Genomic DNA, 19,317 nt, shown 5'->3' with positions numbered 1-19,317 from the left:
ATTTGAACCAATTAGAATTAAATGTTATAAAAGAATGCGTTTTAGCTGCTTCAAACAATCTTTCCATTAATAAGAATATTGTTAATGACCTAAATGTCTTCCCTGTTCCAGATGGTGATACAGGAACAAATATGAACATGACAATTAAGTCTGCTGTAAAAGTAGCCAATGATTCTAACGCAAATACAATAAAAAGTTTTTTATCTAGTTTTAGCAAAGGATCTTTACTTGGAGCTAGAGGTAACTCAGGAGTTATACTTTCTCAGCTAATTAGAGGTTTTGTTGAAACAATTCCTGAAGATAAGAATTTTTTAGAAGTTTCAGATTTAATTAAGGCTTTTAATAGAGCGTCTGAAGTAGCTTATAATGCTGTTATGAAGCCAACAGAGGGAACTATACTTACAGTTTCTAAAGATATGGCCAAGGCAGCAAAGAAATTTCCAAAAAATAAAAACAATGTAGTTGAATTTATTGAATTTGTCTATAATGAAGGAGTAAAATCTCTTGACAGAACACCTGAATTGTTGCCAATATTAAAAGAATCTGGGGTAGTAGATGCTGGAGGTAAAGGACTTCTATGCTTAGTGGAAGGAACTTTTATTTATCTAATGGGGGACAAAAGCATTTTAGATTCTGATGAAGCCCAAGCTATAAAAGTTAAAGCTACAAGTACAAATGAATATGAGTATTCAGCTTCATTTAACATTAAATTAAAAAATCCAAAAATTGCTAAAATTGCTGTGGCAGAATTTAAAATCTTTTTAAATGATATTGCAAGTAATATAGAAATAAACAACAATGAAGATTCATTATACCTATCATTAAATATTAATAATCCAGGAAAAGTATTAGAAAAAGGCCTTGTTTATGGTCAGTTGTATAATATAGAGATTTCTAATAATGTATTAAAATCTGAAGATTTGGACAAATCAAAAACTGAGGAAGATAAAGTATATAAAAATGCTTTTATCGCCGTTTCTGCAGGAGATGGCTTCTCAGAAGTATTTAAAAGCTTAGGTGTTGCTAAAATTATTGCAGGTGGACAAACCATGAATCCTTCTACAGAAGACTTACTGTCAGCTGTAAATAATTTAAAGGCTGAAAATATTTTTATTCTTCCAAACAACTCAAATATTATTTTATCTGCAGAACAAGTAAAATCCCTTTCAGATAAAAATGTTTATGTAATACCAAGTAGATCTATGCCAGAAGGAGTAACAGCTATATTTAGTGGAATCAGCGAAGAAAATCCTGATGACATAATGGCAGCTGCAAAAGACGCTATTGAACATATGCGAGTAGGAGAAGTTACTTATGCAGTTAGAGAAACTAAGTTTAATGGTTCGGACATTAATCAAGGTGACATTATAGCTATTACTGGCAAGGATATTATTCAAAAAGGTAAAGATGTAAATGAAGTTTCTGTAGACTTAGTGAAGAAACTTTATGATGAAGATTTAAGTTTGATTTCTATTTATTATGGTGAAGACACTAGTGAAGATGACGCAGAAGAATTTTTAGAAAAAATCGAAGAACTTTATCCAGACATGGACGTTGAACTTAACTATGGTGGTCAGCCACTATATTATTATATTATTTCAATAGAATAATGAGAGATTTAAAAAAAATAAAAATATCTGAATTAAAAGGAGTTGGTCCAAAAATGAACCAGCTCCTTAATAGAATAAATATATTTACTGTGTATGACTGCCTTAGATATTATCCAAGAGCTTATGAGGACTTATCAACTACATATAAGTTTAAGGATAAAATAGCGGAAAAAGGCCTTTTTTATGTTGAAATTTTATCTAACCCAACAGTAAGAAGACCTAGACCTAATCTAGACATTATGTCAGTTTTAGTTTCAGATGGAGTAGACACAGCAGAGCTAATATTTTTTAACAGCTCTTTTTTAAAAAATTATTTTAAAATCGGATATAAAAAATATATTTATGGAGAAATAAAAAATAATAAAAACGGCTTACAAATTGTCCAAGGGCAGATTATAAAAAAAGCCGATATAGGAGTTTTTAATCCTATTTATAATTTAACCGCAGGTTTAACTAATAATTTTTTGAGGAAACTATTAAAACTAGCAATAGACGATTATTCTAACTACATTGAAGATTATCTATCAAATGAACTTTTAAAAGATTTAAAACTTGTAGATTTAAAAACAGCTATAAAAAATATTCATTACCCAAAATCTTATGAGGACTTAGAAAGCGCAAGAAAAAGACTTTCCTTTGATGAAATTTTTGTATTACAAGCAAGTTTAGATAGGACTAACTATAGGTCAGCTATAAAACGTGGACCAAATATTTCTTACACAAAATATAAAAAAGAGATCAATAAATATATCAGCTCTTTTCCTTTTTCATTAACTAATGCTCAAAAGAAAGTCACTGAAGAGATTTTTACAGACTTAGAGTCAGCAAGTATGAATAGGCTTTTACAAGGAGATGTAGGTTCAGGAAAGACTATTGTAGCTTCTCTAGCAGCTTATTTGACTTATTTAAATGGATATCAAACAGCCCTAATGGTTCCAACAGAAATCCTTGCTAAACAACATTTTAAAAGTTTTTACAAGGATCTTTCAGACTTTGGTCCTAAAATAGAGCTCTTAACAGGATCAACTTCTGAAAGTGATAAGAAAATTATATTAGATAAATTAAAAAACCAAGAAATTGATATTTTAATTGGAACTCATTCTTTAATCCAAGAGGGAGTAGAATTTAATAATCTAGGATTAACTATTATAGATGAGCAACACAGGTTTGGAGTTGATCAAAGAAAAATTTTATATTTAAAAGGAAATAATCCCCATAATCTTTCTATGACTGCTACACCAATACCTAGAACTTTGGCTTTAATTATCTATGGAGATATGGAGATTTCATCAATTGATGAGCTTCCACCTGGCAGACAGCCAATTGACACAATTGTAATAGATGATTCTTACTTAACTAGACTCGATAGCTTTGTTATAAAACAAATTCAGGCAGGTAGACAAGCTTTTGTAGTTTGCCCTTTGATTGAAGATAGCGAGACAATGAATTTAAATTCTGTAGAAAAAGTTTATAATAGATATGTATCAAATGACTTTAAGAAAAACCATATAAAGACAGTATTTCTCCATGGCAAAATGAAAAATTCTGAAAAAGATGAAATTATGAATGACTTTGCCAAGGGGAAAATTGATATTATCATTTCTACTACAGTAATTGAAGTTGGAATAAATGTACCAAATGCAAACTTAATAATCATATATGATGCAGATAGGTTTGGGCTTTCTCAACTTCATCAACTTAGGGGCAGGGTAGGAAGAGGTCAGGAAAAATCCTATTGTGTTTTAGTAAATAATAATAAAACTGAGCTGGCATATAGAAGAATGAAAGTTATGAAACAATCTACTGATGGTTTCTATATTTCAGAAAAAGACCTAGAATTAAGAGGTCAAGGCGAATTAATGGGGACGAAGCAACATGGTATATCAGATTTTCAATTTATTAATTTTAGTAATGACTTAGAATTAATAGAGTTTGTAAAGAAAAGCTATAAAGAAATATACCAAAAAATTCAGAATAATAAAAATAATTTTTCTCAGCTGGATTATTATATCACAGACATGGTAAATGTTAGATTTGAGAGCAAAAATTAACTTGTTAAAGTCCTATAATTGTGCTAATATCTTATTAGGAGAACTATGAGAATTATAACAGGCAAACGTAAGGGATTAAAATTAAATAGTAATAAAAATTTTGATACAAGACCTACAGAAGATAGAATTAAAGAGTCAGTATTTAATATTTTAGGAAATGTATCTGAGTCTTTAGTTTTAGATTTGTTTGCTGGAACTGGTAATATTGGTTTAGAGTTTTTAAGTAGAGGGGCGAAGGAAGTTTATTTAGTTGATAATAACAAGGATGCAATTAATGTCATAAATAAAAATGTTGAAAAAATTAATCTTCCAGGATGTAAAATTATAAAATCTGACTATATTCAAGCCCTAAGAGATCTTTCTAATATCAAATTTAACTATATTTATATTGATCCACCATATCAAGAAAAGAATATATATGAAGCTTCTTTAAAAAATATTGCTAGTAATAAAAACTTTAAGAAAGCTTTAGTAATTGTAGAAACTGATAAAAATATGAAATTAGATAATTTAAGTCTCTTTAAGATTTTAGACCAGAGAACTTATAGGTCAACTGTTATATATTTTCTTAAGGAGGAAGAAGTTGAAAGTAATTTATCCAGGGAGCTTTGATCCTGTAACTAATGGCCACTTAGATATTATTCAGAGGGCAGCAAAAAATTTTGATGAAGTTACAGTGGCAATTTTAGATAATAAATCTAAAAGTCCACTTTTTACAATAGAAGAACGAATAGCGATGTTAAAAGAAGCAACTAAATCACTTGAAAATGTTAATATAGATAGCTTTTCAGGCCTATTAGTAGACTATGTAGCAAAATCAAATACAAATACAGTCTTAAGAGGACTTAGGGCCATTTCTGATTATGAAAATGAAATGCGAAATGCCCTTGCTAATAATTCTTTAAACAACGATGTTGAAACAATATTTATGGTTTCAAAATCTGAATATACATTTTTAAGTTCAAGTGTAGTAAAAGAAATTGCTAGCTTTAACGGGGACGTAAAAAACATGGTTCCAGAAGTTGTATGTAAACAATTAAAAGAAAAATATAAATAATGGAGGAAAATTATGGATATCTTAAAGAGCATTGATGACCTAGAAGAAATTATTGAAACAGCAGGATCTATTCCTTTAACTGGTAAAGTTGCTGTAGATAAAAACCAACTACTTGATTTAATACAAAAATTAAGATTAGAGCTTCCTAACGAAATTAAAGAAGCTACTTGGGTAAAAGATGAAAGAGACAAGATTTTATCTGAAGCAGAAACTGAAGCAAATCAAAAAGTTTCAGAAGCAGAAGAAAAGTCAAAAAATCTTTTAGATGAAAACTATATAATGAAATTAGCTTATGAAAAAGCTGAAAAGGTTGTTGGTGAGGCCAACGAAGAAGCTGCACAAATCAGACAAGGTGCTAGAGACTATGCTGATGAAGTTCTTCAAAATACTCAAGAAAATCTATCTGAAGTTATAAGAATTATTAATGACAATAGACAACAACTAAAAAACTAATTTAATTAAAGCACTTTATGTGCTTTTTTAATGTAAGAAAAAAATTATTTTTAGGAGTAATATACAAATGAAATTAGGAATAGTCGGTTTGCCAAATGTTGGCAAAAGTACTTTATTTAATGCAATAACCCACGCTCAAGTTGAGGCGGAAAACTATCCTTTTGCAACTATAGATCCAAATATTGGAGTTGTATCTGTTCCAGATAACAGGCTTGAGGTGCTTGCAAAAATAAATGAATCAAAAAATATTATACCAGCAACAATTGAGTTTTATGATATTGCAGGTCTTGTAAGAGGAGCCAGCGAAGGCGAAGGACTTGGCAATAAATTTTTATCTAACATTAGGGAAGTTGATGCAATTGTTCACGTTGTAAGATGTTTTGAAGATGAAAATATAATCCATGTTGATGGTAGTATTGATCCAAAGAGAGACATAGAAACAATTAACTTAGAACTTATATTTTCTGATCTAGAATTATTGGAAAAGAGAAAACAAAGACTTGTAAAAGGCGTAAAAGGTGACAAGACCTTACAAGTTGAATTAGACTTGGTTAATACTTTAATAGAAAATTTACAAGCAAATAAGCCAGTTCAAAATTTAGAATTTAGTGAAGAGGAAGAAAAAATACTTAGGTCCTATAACCTGCTTTCATTAAAGAAGGTTATTTATGCAGCTAATGTTTCAGAAAATGACATAAACTCTGAAAGCAACTATCTTGTAGATCAAGTAAAAGAAGTTGCAGATAAGGAGGGTTCTAATATTGTTATGATTTCAGCTGAAATAGAATCACAAATTTCCCAACTTAGCAAAGAAGATGGACAAATGTTTTTGGAAGAACTTGGCTTAAAAGAATCTGGCTTAGATAAACTTATTAGGGCCTCATACTCACTTTTAGGTCTTATATCATTCTTAACAGCTGGACCTATGGAAACTAGGGCTTGGACCATTAAAAAAGGGACTAAGGCACCAGAAGCAGCAGGAAAGATACACTCTGATATTGAAAGAGGTTTTATTAAAGCTGAAGTAATATCTTTTGAAGATTTAATATCTTGTGGAACCATGAACCTAGCTAAAGAAAAAGGTCTTGTAAGGTCTGAAGGCAAGGACTATGTTATGAAAGATGGAGATGTAGTATTATTTAGATTTAATGTATAGAAGCTTAATTTTGTGTTAGTAGAATGTAAAAAAAGTAAATTTTGTGTTTGACATTCATAGGAATAGTTGCTATAATTATAAATGTTCTCTTATGAGAGCATATGGTGGATATAGCCGAGTTGGTTAAGGCGCCAGATTGTGGCTCTGGAGACCGTGGGTTCGAATCCCACTATTCACCCCATGCGGGAGTGGCGGAATTGGCAGACGCGCTAGACTTAGGATCTAGTGTCTATGACGTGGGGGTTCAAGTCCTCTTTCCCGCACCATTAATAAGAACACAGTCTAACATTTGTAGTTGGACTGTGTTTTTTTATAAAGGAAAACATTAAAGGCATCCTTAGCTTAATTGGATAGAGCAATTGGTTCCGAACCAAGAGGTTGGAGGTTCAAGTCCTCTAGGGTGCGCCATAAATATTTTTACGTATTGTATACAAATGTAATTGTTCTGAAATACTTAATTATTGAATTAATATTTTTTATTTCCTATAATTATAGAAAGACAAGGAGAATTATTATGAATATAGTAGAGTTTAACAATGTAAGTAAAAATCTATCTAATTTTAAATTGCAGCCGACATCTTTTTATGTAAAAGAAAAGGAAATACTAGGTATACTAGGGAAAAAAGATTCAGGCAAAAGTACCTTATACAAACTTATGCTTAATTTTTTTAAACCAAGTAAAGGCAATATAGAAATTTTTGGACTAGACACTCAAAGCGAATCTAAGGAAATAAAAATGGAGATAGGAGCAGCACCTCAAAGCAACTGGTATATCGACAACATGCGACCAGTTTCTCTTTTAAAACAAACTATTAAAAGTAGAGGAAAGAAAACTTTTGAAGAAATTGAGTTTTTAATTGAATATTTTGATTTAAAACTTGGAAGAAAGATTGGCGACTTGTCATATTTAGATAAGAGAAAACTAGCTTTAATTAATGCCTTAGTAACCAATCCACGACTAATTATTATAGATGAACCTGACAATATCCCAGATACTTCGACTAGAATAAAACTTTATGATATTTTAGAAGAAAAGAATAGGGAAGGGGCGACTGTAATACTTTTAACGTCTAATTTGAAAGAAGCCCAAAGTATATGTCATAGAATTATTTATTTTATGGATGGTGAACTTATTGAAACTGAAGATCAAAGAAATAAATTATCCAATGACAAAATTTTGAGATTTTATGACAAAGATGTCAACAAAGAAATTTTTTATAAAATTGGTTGTAAGTTAGTTAAGGCTGGAAATGAAAGTATATTTTATTATAACGGCCCTTTAGACCTACTTGCTGAAGCTATTTATAAATCTGGTCTAATAGATTATACAGTAGAAGATTCAACTCTTGATGAAAAGATTTCAATTATAGAAAAAGAAAGAATTCTTCCTAGCTCTAATGTAAAATTTGACAAAGATTCTTCAGATAATTTAGAAAAAGTTGAAGTAAATAAAAAAGTTGAAGATAAAGCAGAAAATAACGAGGCTGTTAAAGAAGAGCAAGTCGAAAGAAATCTTTATGACCAAAATACAGTCATAATTTCTAATTCTAACTATGACGAATTAATTGAAGCTGCTAATAAGCAAGAACAAGGTAAGGAGGATGAAAATGTCAATCTTTAATAGAGAATTTTCTTCTAATTTAGGCAAGCAATTTACCTGGATAATATTTTTAATTATTATCAGTGTAATGACTATGTTGGCTTATCCAATTATAACTGACAAAAGTGTTTCGCCAATAATTATAGACTCTTTAACAAAGCTACCAGAAGCAGTAAATAAAATTTTACTTCCTTTTGGTCTTGAAATCTTTGATAATGTTAAATTGTATTTTACATCAACATTAATCTTTGTTCAGTTTATGATTTGTATTTTTTCTTTAAATATTGGTTTGATTTCTTTAGCAAAAGAACAAGGTTTTGGTACTATCGATTACTTATACATCAATCCTGTTAGCAGAAGTGAAATTTTCTTAGATAAGTTTTTAGCAAACACTATTAATTTATTATTTTTAGTAGCAATAACTTTTATAACTAGTGTTTATATATATTCATATGTAGCTGAAATTGACTATGTTAATGCACTTATGGACTATCTATTTACATTTATTGTAATATTTGTAGATGGACTTTTGTTTTTAGCCTTAGGAACTTTTATTTCTAGCTTGTGTAAGAGAACTGCAAGTGTAGGATATATTGCGGCTTTCATATTTATAATACTATTGGTTTTAAATCTTTTAGTTACAATTGAAGTCTTTAATACAAGTCCATTTGTACAAGGATTGATTCCACTAAGATCAATTAGGGTTTTAGATGAGTATTCTCAAAATCTAGTTTATACAGTTCTAGTAGTAGGGAAGTTATTGCCAGCAGTAATTTTTTCTATATTAGGAATTTTAATTTACAATAAAAAAGATTTAGTAGTTTAACTTAAAATAAAAAACAACTGACCTTAAAGTATGCAGTAAGCAAGCTTTTTAGGTCAGTTTTATATTTAAAATTTAAATTTAATTTTAAGAATTAAAAATTGAGAATTTTATTTTAGATTTCTATACAGGCCAATTAAATGACCTAGAATTTGAACATTGTCAGAGTAAATTGGATCCATAAAGTCATTTTCAGGCTGCAGTCTAATTCTATTTGTTTCTCTATAATAAGTTTTTATAGTAGCAGAATCATCTATTAAAGCTAAAACTATATCTCCGTTTCTTGCATCATTTCTTTTTTCTATAAGGACATAGTCGCCGTCAAGTATACCAGCATTAATCATACTCTCGCCAGATACCCTTAGCATAAATAAATCCTTATTTTCTGAAACGCTTGCTAAAATTGGAAAAGTATCTTCAATATTTTCAGCTGCAAAAATAGGTTGTCCAGCAGTAACTTTTCCAAGAATTGGCACATCAACAGTTGTTTTTTTAGTTAACAGACAGTCAGCATCAGGGTTTTTTAAAGAAATTGTCCTATTAGTCATAGGAGATTTTTCCAAGTAATCTTTTGCTACTAGTCTCTCAATATATCCATGAACAGAAGATGGACTTTTTAAGCCAACTCCATTGCCAATTTCTCTAACTGAAGGAGGGTAACCCTGTTCTTCAATTTTCCTTTTTATAAAAAATAATATTTCTAATTCTTTCTGATTTAAATCTTCATACATTTTATTATCACCCTATCTTTAAATTTATTTTACCATAGAAATTATAAAAAAACAAACATTAGTTCCTTTTTATTAAAAAAATAGTTGACAGCGAACGAGTGTTCTGGTATTATTATAAATGAACAAACGTTCCGAACAATTATTCGAAAGGATTGAAAAAATGAAAAATTTAAAATTTAAATATAAATTAAGAATTGCCGGATTAATATTATTTTTACTAACAATGAACCTAGGATTAAATTTAGTATCAGAAAATGATATTATTCAATTCAATAATTTTGCTAGTCAAGCGCTAGTATATGCTACAAATAAAGTCCAAGATGAAGAATATATTATTGTCTACGTAAAGTCTGGCGATTCAATATGGAAACTTGTAGAAGAAAATTATAATCAAATTTCTAAACCTATTTATATAAACTTTAGAGATGTTGTTGATATAGTTGTAGATTTAAATGGCGGAAGTGACATTAAATCAGGCCAAATAATAAAATTACCAAAAAGCATATAAAATAAATAAAAAATCCTGGAATTAGAATTATTAGTAAATTCACCCAGGATTTTTTAGCGTTTAAATGCATTTTAAGGTTTTAAAAATAAATATTAATGGAATTATATGTCTAAATCCAAATCTTTTATAGGATTTGATTTTAAAGCTGATTTCACTTGTTTGTCAGATACATGAGTATAAATCTGAGTTGTAGATACACTTTCATGGCCTAAAATTACTTGGAGGGTCCTTATATCTACATTTCCATACTGGTAGAGCAAAGTTGCTGCTGTATGTCTCAAAGAGTGAGGTGAATATTTATGAGCTAAGCCACATTCCTTTAAATATTTATTCAGCATATGTTGAATTCCTCTTTGGCCTAAAAAATCACTACCAGCTTTGTTTAAAAATATATTTTCAAGTTCTGATTCAGGCCTAAGACTTAGATATCCATCAATAGCTTCTTTGACTGAATCGTTTAAATAAATAGATCTTTCTTTATTACCTTTACCAATTACTTTTATAAGAGAGTCATCTCTTTGTATATGGCCTAAGGTTAAGTTAACAAGCTCGCTAAGCCTAAGACCTGTATTTAGAAACATCATAACTATAGCATAATCTCTAGACCTATAATAAGGATCCTCATTTTTTAAAATAGCCTCTAATAAATTTTTGACTTCTTCTAATTCTAAATAGTGAGGAAGTCTTTTAGGAATTTTAGGACCATCGATTAAAGACATAGGATTATCGTCAACTAAGGCAATGATTTTATGCAGATAATTATAAAAGCTTCTAAGAGATGAAAGTTTTCTAGACCTGGTAGGTGCTGAGTTTTCAAGAACCTTATCAGTATAATTTATATAAGCAATAATATCTCTAACATTAATTTTTTTTATAAAGTCTTCATCAATATCAGCGATATCTATGTTAGGCACTTCATCTAAAGATTTATCTGATAAAAAATATCTGTGTTTTTGAAATTGTAAAAAATGTATCACATCCAACTCATAAGATCTAATCGTATTTGAAGAGTTTTCTTTAATAGACTCTAAATACTTGATCCAATCAGTTACTATTAAATTTCTCAATTTCCCTCCAATTATGTCGCATAATTATTATTATACGACATTGAGTAAATTATTTTACTTGTCATTTAAAACTTTTACTACTACTTTCCTGGTGTTTTAAAATAATTAGATGGTATTTAACTTAAAATCTAGAATTTTATTTTAATCCACCAGCAAGCTTTATTTAAATATTAATGAATCCTTTATTTAGAAATTCATTTAAAGTCAAATAAATTCCTAACTTAATTTGGTCTATTGTAAGACCACCTTGATAATAAACAAAATATGGTTCTCGCAAGGGTCCATCTGCGCTCATTTCTATTGATGACCCATCTACAAAACCACCAGCTGCCATAATAATGTCATTGTTATATCCTGGCATTGGACTTGGAACTGGCGTAACATGAGAGTCTACTGCAGACGCTTCTTGAATACACTTACAAAATATTTCTACGAGATCTGCTTTATTTAATTGAATGGCCTGAACAATATCAGATCTTTTATCGTCAAAATGTGGAACCACTCTAAATCCTAAATCTGAAAAAACCTTGCCCATTAATGTAGCGCCTTTCATAGCCTGATTAACAACTAGTGGAGCTAAAAATAAGCCTTGTAAGGTTGATCTAGTTGTTCCAAAGGATAGGCCTACTTCTTTTTCCAATCCAGGAGCAGTAAGTCTTCTGGAAACAAGTTGGACTAGGCGTTTTTTCCCTGTTATATAGCCGCCAGAATAGGCAATTCCCCCACCTATATTTTTTATTAATGAACCTGCAATTATATCTGCACCAACATCTGTAGGTTCTTTAATATCTGTAAATTCTCCATAACAATTATCCACGAAAATAATAATATTAGGATAAACATTTTTTATTTCTTTGATTGCTACTTCCATATCATCAATTGTAAGGGCTCTCCTGTCGCTATAGCCAGTTGACCTTTGAATAGCTAAAACTTTCGTCCTAGGAGTAATTTTCTTTAATACACTTTTTACGTCAATTTTATTATTAACTAGGTCTACTTCAGAGTATTTAATTCCATTGGCAATTAAAGATCCTTCATTGTCCTCATCACCGCATCCGATTACATCCATTAAAGTATCATAAGGAGTGCCAGAAATTTCTATTAGCTCATCTCCATGCTTTAATAAGCCTGATAAGACTAAGTTTATAGCATGAGTCCCTGAAGCTATAGCAGGCCTCACGAGAGAGTCTTCAGTATTAAAAATATCAGAATAAATATCTTCTACCTTATCTCTTCCAATATCTCCATAGCCATAGCCTGTTGTCCAGTAAAAATCAGCAGCACTAAGCATATTTTTATTAAATGCTTGCATAATCTTATATTGATTTATAGTCCTTATTTCGTCTAATTCTAAATATTTGTCTACTAAAGTTTGTTCTGTATCTGAAACTAAATCATAAATTTTTTCGTCAATATGATAATTTTCTTTTAAATATTTTTTAAGCAAATTCATTTTTTTAGAAATTCTCCTATTTCTTTTGTTAGAGCCTTATAAAATTCTTCTTCAGATTTATAAAGGCTTTTGTCCATCCACTTGGCTTCCTCTACCCTTCTAAACCAAGTTAACTGTCTCTTTGCATAATTTCTTGAATGTTGTTTTATTTTTTCTTTAACTTCATCCAGACTAGACTCACCATAAAAATAATCTTTAAATTCTTTATAACCTATGGCCTTAAAAGACTTTAAATCAAAATTAAATCCTTGATCTAATAGTCCTTCAACTTCTTGGACCAAGCCTTCATCAAACATTTGGTCTACCCTACTATTAATGTTTTCATATAGTTTTTGTCTATCTTGGTTAATAATTATATATAAAAAATCATAGGCAGCCTTTTGGTCTCTAAAATTTTCTAAGTGCTTAGATGGAAGGTCACCAGTATTTTCATAAATTTCAAGGGCTCTAATTATTCTGTGCTTATTATTTTTATCAACTATGTTTTTAATATTTTCGTCTATTTCTATAAGCTGCTTGTATAAGTATTCAAGACCTTTTTCTTCAATTTCATCATTAAGTTTTTTTCTTAGCTCATAATTAGGCTTTCCGCCAGAAAAATCCAAACCATATAAAATAGAGTGTAGATACAAGCCAGTGCCACCAACTAAAATTGGAAGTTTATTTCTAGACTGGATATCTTTAATTAGATTCTTTGTTCTCTCTTTAAATAAGGAGCTATTGTAGTCTTCTGCTGGATCAACAAAGTCCAGGTTATGATGAACAACTCCATCCATATCTTCTGTTCTTATTTTATCTGTTCCTATATTTAAATACTTATAAATTTGAAAGGAGTCACAAGATATTATTTCGCCGTTAAACTCTTTGGCAATATCAAGTGAACATTTAGTTTTTCCTACTCCAGTAGGTCCTGTTATAATAAGAATTTTATCCTTCATTTTGTATTCTAAAAAACTCCCTATCTAGTCTATTTTTACTATATTTTATTAAGGTAGGTCTACCATGAGGACAAGTTAAAGGCATTTTGCAAAGCTCTAATCTTTCAATTAGTGCATTGACATCATGGGCAGACATTCTATCTCCTGATTTAATTGAAGCAACACAAGCTTTTTTCATAAGAACATAAGGGTCTATATCATAATAATTAGTCTTAATAGATGAAGAAGTGTCTAGAATTTCTCTAATTAACCTGTCAGGATTAATATCAGTTAAATATGCTGGTATAGTTCTTATAATTATACTATTATCTCCAAAATCTTCTATTTCAAAGCCTATATCCATTAATGTGTCTTTAAGTCCAATTATTATTTCATGGTCAGTTGCCGTAAGGTTTACTACATATCCACTAATTAATTGCTGGACTTGAATCATGTGGTCATCATAAGCCCTAAGCAATCTCTCATAATTTATTCTCTCATGGGCTGCGTGTTGGTCTATTATAAATAAAACCTTGTCCTTGTTATCTTCTAATAGTAAATATTGGAAAAAAAGTTGGCCAATATACCTATATCCATTTGGAAATAAATGAAATCCAGAAGCATCATCATTTGACTTGTCAAGCAGATAAACTTGTTCTGGGTTATTATTTTCTAACTCAATAGTATTTTCAATTGACCTATCAACGTTGTCGCTAGTAGAAATTTCTGCTTTGTAAGAATTTTCACTATCAGCAACTGCACCAGTAAAGTCTTTAAATACTATAGATGAACTATTATGGTCTTCATCTTTTATATCTTTTAAATTCAAAGTTGAATAAGTTTCAAATATTGATTTTTCCTTCTCTTTTACATCTTCTGAAAAATCATAAATCTTTAAATTTGGCTTTAGAGTCTTTTTTATAATATCTTCTAATTGGACTTCTATTTCTTCTAGATTTAAAAATTTTACTATATCTTTTTTTGGATGAATGTTTACATCAATAAGCCTTGGATTAATATCTAAAAATAAAATATAAACTGGATATCTATTTAAAGGTATTAAAGATGTATATTCTTTTTCAATTAACTTTGATAAATTTAAGTCATTAATTGACCTGTTGTTGACAAAGATAAATTGATTAGACCTATTAGACCTATAAAGTCTATTATTGCTAACATAACCTCTTAAAGAAAAACTTTCGCCCTGATAATCTATAGGAATAAGATTTTCTGATACATCTTTTCCAAGAATAGAAAATATGTTGTTTAAATAGGAATTATTTTTATTAGTTTTAGAAATTAACTTATCATCTTTAATATAGTCAATAGAAATATCTTGGTTAGAAAGAGATAGTCTAGTAATAATATCATTGGTCTTTTTTATTTCATAATTTTTGCTAGCCAAGTATTTCTTTCTAACAGGTATATTTTCAAATAAGTTTTCGCAAATAATAGTTGTCCCAATATTAGCAACAATTTCATTTATTTCTACAATGTCTCCATTGTGGTTAATTTTTGCCATAAAACCTAACTTATCATCTGGTGTCTTTGATATAATTGTTACATCAGAAGCAGAGGCTATACTTGATAAAGCCTCTCCCCTAAAGCCTAATGTTAGTGTTTCATCCAGCTCTTCAATAGACCTAATTTTTGATGTAGTGTGTCTTTTAAAAGCAAGACTAAGATCTTCTCTGCTTAGGCCACTACCATTGTCAGTTACCCTAATATAGCTGGCTCCATTGTCTTTAATTTCTATAGAAATTTTATCTGCACTAGCATCAATGGAATTTTCTACTAATTCCTTTATTATAGAAGCAGGATTTTCTATCATTTCACCTGCTGCAATTTTTATAATTGTATCATTTGATAATGCTTGTATTTTTTTAGTCATCTAAATCCTTAACCATATTTTTTATTTCAACAAGTTTGTTTATAGCATCTATAGGTGTCATTGAGTTAATATCTAAAGATGTAATAGCATCTTTTAAATAACTATAATTGTCTTCTAGTTTCTCTAGGTAAATATTGTCTTTATAAGAATCTTCTTCATCTATGGCTATAGAAAGTTGTTTTACTGGCCCAAAATTCTTTTCATAATCATCTAAATATTTTCCTGCTTTAAAAATAATTGGCCTTTTAATTCCTGCTAGGGTAGCTACGTGAATACCATAAGATTTGTCAGAAGAGCCATCAATTACCTTACGAAGAAATTTTATTTCTCCATCTTTTTCACTGACTTCCATAGTTTGATTTTTTATAGATTGATACTTTTCTTCAAGATAAACTAATTCATGGAAGTGAGTAGCAAAAATTGTCTTAGCTTTTATTTCAGTAATTATATATTCAATTAAAGCCTTGGCTAGAGATAGACCATCATAGGTAGAAGTCCCCCTACCTACTTCGTCTAATATAATTAAACTGTTTTCTGTTGAGTTATTAATTATATCAGCCATTTCTTTCATTTCTACCATAAATGTAGACTCACCCATATAGAGATTGTCATGGGCTCCAATTCTAGTAAAAACTCGGTCAAAAACAGGCAATTTTGCATAAAAAGCAGGCACAAAAGATCCAATTTGCATCATTATTGAAATTAATGCAAGTTGTCTCATATAGGTTGACTTCCCTGCCATATTAGGACCAGTTAATATAATAAAATTCTTATCTCTTTCTATTAAAGTATCATTATCTATAAATATATCTACATTTTGTTCAACTATTGGATGTCTGCCATTTTCTATAGAAAGATTATTATCTGTTGATATAGTTGGCTTTATATAGTCATATCTATTGCTAATATAGGCAAAGTTAGAATAAACGTCAATATTTGCAATTAAGTCAGCCATATTTAATATAAGGTCATAGCGACTTAAAATTTTCTGCCTAATATCTTCATATATTTCAAATTCTAAGGCGTTAATTTTATCCTTAGAATTTAAAATTTGCATTTCAGTATCTTTAAGCTTTTTAGTAAAAAACCTTTCTGAATTAACAAGAGTTTGCTTTCTAATAAAATAATCAGGAACCTTGTCTAGGTAGGAATTGGAAATTTCAATAAAGTAGCCTAGGATTTTATTATACTTTATTTTTAATTTATTAATTCCAGTTTTTTCTTTTAATTCTCTTTCATAATCGACAATCCAGGTTTTTGAATTTATAGAAGTGTTTTTTAATAAATCTAGGTCTTGAGAGAATCCTTCTCTTATAACTCCGCCTTCCTTTGGTGAATAAGGTGGGTCTTCAGTAAGAGCTTGATCTAATAATATATATATATCCTCTAATGATTTTAAAGATTCAATATCGCCTAAGATTTGAGTATTAAAAGATAAAAGATTTTTATAAAGCTTATCTAAGTCTTTAAAAGAAGTTTTTAATTGAACCATATCTTTGGGACTATTAGAGTTCCCTGTTATTCTAACCATAACCCTTTCAATGTCATAAATATCGGTTAATATATTTCTAATTTCAGCTAAAACAGCAAAATCATTATTTAACGATTCTACAAAATCTAATCTCTTTTGAATTTCCTTAGCTGATATTAATGGATGTTCTAAAAAATATCTAAGTTTTCTAGATCCCATAGCTGTTTTAGTTTTATCTAGTAAATGGAAAAGTGTGCCTTCTGTTTTTTTCTCATTTTCTGAAAAAATATCCAGACTATAAAGTGTATGCTTGTCTAAGGTCATAAAAGAGTTAAAGTCAACATAGTGAATTCTACGAACATGTGATATTTGATTAAATTGAGTTTCCTTTAAATAATCAAAAAGCTGAAATAAGGCTAGCTTAACAACTGGATTAGTATCAATTATTTCTTTAATGCTATTACTTAGTTCTAACATAGAAATAAATTCATTAAATAAAGATCCATCTAGAGTCTTAACTTGTCTTATATTTAATAAAATATTTTTGCTATTAACTAAATCATAGACATCTAAATTTTCATCGTTTATTAAAAGCTCTTTTATTTCTAAAATTCCAAGTTGATTTTTTAATAGGTCAGCCTTATTAAAGGCTAGGTCATAAAATGAAAAATACAGATTTCCAGTTGAAAAATCAATATAAGCAAGTGATGAGGAATTAGCTGTAGAATAGACAGAAGCTAGATAGTTTACTTCCCTATCTGTATCAGAAAATTGTAAATTAGTTCCAGGAGTAATAACCCTAGTAACTCCTCGTTTTACTATGCCCTTGGCTTCTTTAGGATCTTCTAGCTGTTCACAAATTGCTACCTTATAACCATTATTTATAAGTCTATTTATATAGTTATCTGCAGCATGAAAAGGTACTCCACACATTGGAATTTTTTCATCTTGTCCTGCATCTCTTCCAGTTAAAACAATATTTAAAACCTTTGAAGCTAAGAGTGCATCGTCAAAAAACATCTCATAAAAATCCCCAAGTCTATACATCAGTATAGAATCAGGGTAATCTTCTTTTGTTTTAACATATTGCTTCATCATTGGTGTTAATTTTTCATAATCTATATTTTTCATACAAGTTTTCCATCAAGTGAAAAAGTACCAACTTTTTCTATTTTTACATCAACAATTTTTCCTATCAAATCTTGATCTCCTGCGAAGTTTACAGTTTTAAAACCATCTGTTCTTCCTGACAAGTATTCGGGGTTGTTTTTTGAAACTTCATCAACAAGAACTTTTACAACTGTATCTTTGTATTTTAAATTTTTCTTGTAAGCAATTTCGTTAGTTAGGTCCATTAGCCTATTAAATCTTTCCATTTTTATTTCATGAGGAACTTGGTCTTCCCTTTTAGCTGCTGGAGTTCCCTCTCTTGGTGAGTATAAAAATGTAAATATAGAGTCATATTCTACAGCTTTTATTAGGTTTAAAGTATCTTCAAAGTCCTCTTCTGTTTCTCCTGGAAAACCTACTATTATATCAGTAGATAAAGAAATATCCATATCAAGTGCTTTGACCTTGTTTATTTTTTCTAAATATGCTTCTCTGGTATATTTTCTATTCATTTCCTTTAAAACCTTATTTGAACCAGATTGAACAGGAAGATGTAGCTGTTTGCTAAGCTTATCTAAGTCAGCATAGGCTTTAATAAGGTCATCAGAAAAATCCTTTGGATGCGATGTCATAAACCTAATACGTTCAAGGCCTTCAATTTTATTAATTTCTTTAAGGAGAGATGGAAAGTCTGTTTTGTTTGTAAGTGACTTGCCATAAGAGTTAACATTTTGGCCTAAAAGCGTAACCTCTTTAACCCCATCCTGAACCAAGCCTTCAATTTCCTTAACAATATCAGTTATTTCTCTAGAATATTCTCTCCCCCTAGTATAGGGCACTATACAATAAGAGCAGAAATTATTACAGCCATACATAATATTGACAAAAGACTTGTGCTTGTACATCCTGTTATAATTCAATTCTGCGCTGTTTAAATCATATTGATCACTTATATCTACAATAGTCTTATCTTCGTAATATGACCTATAAATAAGCTCTGGAAGGCTTAAATAATTGCTTGTTCCGATTAAAATATCAATATGTCTATTCTTTTTGATTAAATCTTCAAATGTACCATCAACTTTTGGCAGACAGCCAGATACTATAATTTTTAAATTTGGATTTTGTCTCTTTAAGTTTTTTAAACTTCCTAAAAAACCAAGAGCTTTATTTTCAGCAGTTCCCCTAATGGCGCATGTATTTATAATTATAAAATTAGCTTCATTATAGTCTTCTACTTTCTCCATGCCCAAATTATTTAAAAAAAACTCAACCTGCTCAGAGTCATGTTCATTCATTTGACAGCCATATGTTCTAATGGCATATTTGCTGTTTTTTGGTATTATTTCTTTAACTAGTTCATTATATTTATTGTCTAACATATATCCTCTTTATCTAAAAAGGACTAGATTTTATCTA

16 protein-coding genes and 3 tRNA genes are annotated in these 19,317 nt (G+C 29.6%); 12 read left to right on the top strand and 7 right to left on the bottom strand.

The features are described from left to right. The first annotated feature begins 2 nt into the window (after positions 1–2). The 11 genes from BN2667_RS04250 (at position 3) to BN2667_RS04200 (ending at position 8,753) form a co-directional block, all read left to right on the top strand. Positions 3–1,610, top strand: coding sequence for a DAK2 domain-containing protein (locus BN2667_RS04250; RefSeq protein WP_054252074.1), 1,608 nt, complete (start codon positions 3–5; stop codon positions 1,608–1,610). Continuing rightward, entirely contained in the window at positions 1,610–3,661 is a 2,052-nt protein-coding gene (gene recG, locus BN2667_RS04245) for an ATP-dependent DNA helicase RecG (RefSeq protein WP_054252073.1), read from the top strand. The genes BN2667_RS04250 and recG overlap by 1 nt, the downstream gene beginning before the upstream one ends. A gap of 45 nt (positions 3,662–3,706) precedes the next feature. Next, positions 3,707–4,273, top strand: coding sequence for a 16S rRNA (guanine(966)-N(2))-methyltransferase RsmD (gene rsmD / locus BN2667_RS04240; protein WP_054252072.1), 567 nt, complete (start codon positions 3,707–3,709; stop codon positions 4,271–4,273). After that, a complete protein-coding gene (coaD, locus tag BN2667_RS04235; protein ID WP_054252071.1) occupies positions 4,245–4,718 on the top strand; it encodes a pantetheine-phosphate adenylyltransferase in 474 nt (157 codons plus the stop codon). The genes rsmD and coaD overlap by 29 nt, the downstream gene beginning before the upstream one ends. Before the next feature lie 12 nt (positions 4,719–4,730). Further along, positions 4,731–5,171, top strand: a complete 441-nt coding sequence (locus BN2667_RS04230) for a hypothetical protein (protein WP_054252070.1) — start codon at positions 4,731–4,733, stop codon at positions 5,169–5,171. Positions 5,172–5,238: 67 nt separating this feature from the next. Continuing rightward, entirely contained in the window at positions 5,239–6,327 is a 1,089-nt protein-coding gene (gene ychF, locus BN2667_RS04225) for a redox-regulated ATPase YchF (RefSeq protein ID WP_054252069.1), read from the top strand. Between the two features lie 104 nt (positions 6,328–6,431). Continuing rightward, positions 6,432–6,508 (top strand) — tRNA-His (locus tag BN2667_RS04220). Between the two features lies 1 nt (position 6,509). Then, a tRNA-Leu gene (locus BN2667_RS04215) sits at positions 6,510–6,593 on the top strand. A 65-nt stretch (positions 6,594–6,658) separates the two neighbouring features. Further along, positions 6,659–6,735: transfer RNA gene (locus BN2667_RS04210), tRNA-Arg, on the top strand. 106 nt (positions 6,736–6,841) lie between these two features. Then, positions 6,842–7,948: an ATP-binding cassette domain-containing protein gene (locus BN2667_RS04205; protein ID WP_054252068.1), complete on the top strand. Its 1,107-nt coding sequence runs from the start codon at positions 6,842–6,844 to the stop codon at positions 7,946–7,948. Then, entirely contained in the window at positions 7,935–8,753 is an 819-nt protein-coding gene (locus BN2667_RS04200) for an ABC transporter permease subunit (RefSeq protein WP_054252067.1), read from the top strand. Before BN2667_RS04205 ends, BN2667_RS04200 begins: the two co-directional genes overlap by 14 nt. Positions 8,754–8,860: 107 nt before the next feature. Here BN2667_RS04200 and lexA read toward each other — a convergent pair whose 3' ends face one another. Next, positions 8,861–9,481 (bottom strand): transcriptional repressor LexA, encoded by a 621-nt coding sequence (lexA, locus tag BN2667_RS04195; protein ID WP_054252066.1) that lies wholly within the window; start codon positions 9,479–9,481, stop codon positions 8,861–8,863. A gap of 118 nt (positions 9,482–9,599) precedes the next feature. Between lexA and BN2667_RS04190 the strand changes: the two genes are divergently transcribed. Further along, complete coding sequence (locus BN2667_RS04190; protein WP_154865145.1) at positions 9,600–9,989, top strand: hypothetical protein; 390 nt, start codon at positions 9,600–9,602, stop codon at positions 9,987–9,989. A 101-nt stretch (positions 9,990–10,090) separates the two neighbouring features. On the opposite strand, the gene BN2667_RS04185 is transcribed toward BN2667_RS04190, so the two are convergent. From BN2667_RS04185 to miaB, 6 genes are all read right to left on the bottom strand, one after another. Then, a complete protein-coding gene (locus tag BN2667_RS04185) occupies positions 10,091–11,056 on the bottom strand; it encodes a tyrosine recombinase XerC (RefSeq protein WP_054252064.1) in 966 nt (321 codons plus the stop codon). A gap of 163 nt (positions 11,057–11,219) precedes the next feature. Next, positions 11,220–12,509, bottom strand: coding sequence for a methionine gamma-lyase family protein (locus BN2667_RS04180; protein WP_054252063.1), 1,290 nt, complete (start codon positions 12,507–12,509; stop codon positions 11,220–11,222). Beyond that, positions 12,506–13,447 (bottom strand): tRNA (adenosine(37)-N6)-dimethylallyltransferase MiaA, encoded by a 942-nt coding sequence (gene miaA, locus BN2667_RS04175; protein WP_054252062.1) that lies wholly within the window; start codon positions 13,445–13,447, stop codon positions 12,506–12,508. The genes BN2667_RS04180 and miaA overlap by 4 nt, the downstream gene beginning before the upstream one ends. Continuing rightward, on the bottom strand, positions 13,437–15,317 hold the full coding sequence (mutL, locus tag BN2667_RS04170; protein ID WP_054252061.1) for a DNA mismatch repair endonuclease MutL: 1,881 nt from the start codon (positions 15,315–15,317) through the stop codon (positions 13,437–13,439). Before mutL ends, miaA begins: the two co-directional genes overlap by 11 nt. Further along, on the bottom strand, positions 15,310–17,919 hold the full coding sequence (gene mutS, locus BN2667_RS04165) for a DNA mismatch repair protein MutS (RefSeq protein WP_054252060.1): 2,610 nt from the start codon (positions 17,917–17,919) through the stop codon (positions 15,310–15,312). Before mutS ends, mutL begins: the two co-directional genes overlap by 8 nt. Then, positions 17,916–19,280 (bottom strand): tRNA (N6-isopentenyl adenosine(37)-C2)-methylthiotransferase MiaB, encoded by a 1,365-nt coding sequence (gene miaB, locus BN2667_RS04160; protein WP_054252059.1) that lies wholly within the window; start codon positions 19,278–19,280, stop codon positions 17,916–17,918. Before miaB ends, mutS begins: the two co-directional genes overlap by 4 nt. Between the last annotated feature and the right edge of the window lie 37 nt (positions 19,281–19,317).

The organism is Neofamilia massiliensis (assembly GCF_001299475.1).
GTDB classification, from domain to species: Bacteria; Bacillota; Clostridia; order Tissierellales; family Peptoniphilaceae; genus Neofamilia; species Neofamilia massiliensis.
This window is presented reverse-complemented; position numbering and strand designations above follow the sequence as displayed.

What these genes read in the sequence shown, in the direction of transcription:
- recG (WP_054252073.1), top strand. Translation starts at nt 1,610, where the DNA reads ATGAGAGATTTAAAAAAAATAAAAATATCTGAATTAAAAGGAGTTGGT.
- rsmD (WP_054252072.1), top strand. Translation starts at nt 3,707, where the DNA reads ATGAGAATTATAACAGGCAAACGTAAGGGATTAAAATTAAATAGTAAT.
- BN2667_RS04230 (WP_054252070.1), top strand. Translation starts at nt 4,731, where the DNA reads ATGGATATCTTAAAGAGCATTGATGACCTAGAAGAAATTATTGAAACA.
- ychF (WP_054252069.1), top strand. Translation starts at nt 5,239, where the DNA reads ATGAAATTAGGAATAGTCGGTTTGCCAAATGTTGGCAAAAGTACTTTA.
- BN2667_RS04205 (WP_054252068.1), top strand. Translation starts at nt 6,842, where the DNA reads ATGAATATAGTAGAGTTTAACAATGTAAGTAAAAATCTATCTAATTTT.
- BN2667_RS04200 (WP_054252067.1), top strand. Translation starts at nt 7,935, where the DNA reads ATGTCAATCTTTAATAGAGAATTTTCTTCTAATTTAGGCAAGCAATTT.
- lexA (WP_054252066.1), bottom strand. Translation starts at nt 9,481, where the DNA reads ATGTATGAAGATTTAAATCAGAAAGAATTAGAAATATTATTTTTTATA.
- BN2667_RS04190 (WP_154865145.1), top strand. Translation starts at nt 9,600, where the DNA reads ATGAACAAACGTTCCGAACAATTATTCGAAAGGATTGAAAAAATGAAA.
- BN2667_RS04180 (WP_054252063.1), bottom strand. Translation starts at nt 12,509, where the DNA reads ATGAATTTGCTTAAAAAATATTTAAAAGAAAATTATCATATTGACGAA.
- miaA (WP_054252062.1), bottom strand. Translation starts at nt 13,447, where the DNA reads ATGAAGGATAAAATTCTTATTATAACAGGACCTACTGGAGTAGGAAAA.
- mutL (WP_054252061.1), bottom strand. Translation starts at nt 15,317, where the DNA reads ATGACTAAAAAAATACAAGCATTATCAAATGATACAATTATAAAAATT.
- mutS (WP_054252060.1), bottom strand. Translation starts at nt 17,919, where the DNA reads ATGAAAAATATAGATTATGAAAAATTAACACCAATGATGAAGCAATAT.
- miaB (WP_054252059.1), bottom strand. Translation starts at nt 19,280, where the DNA reads ATGTTAGACAATAAATATAATGAACTAGTTAAAGAAATAATACCAAAA.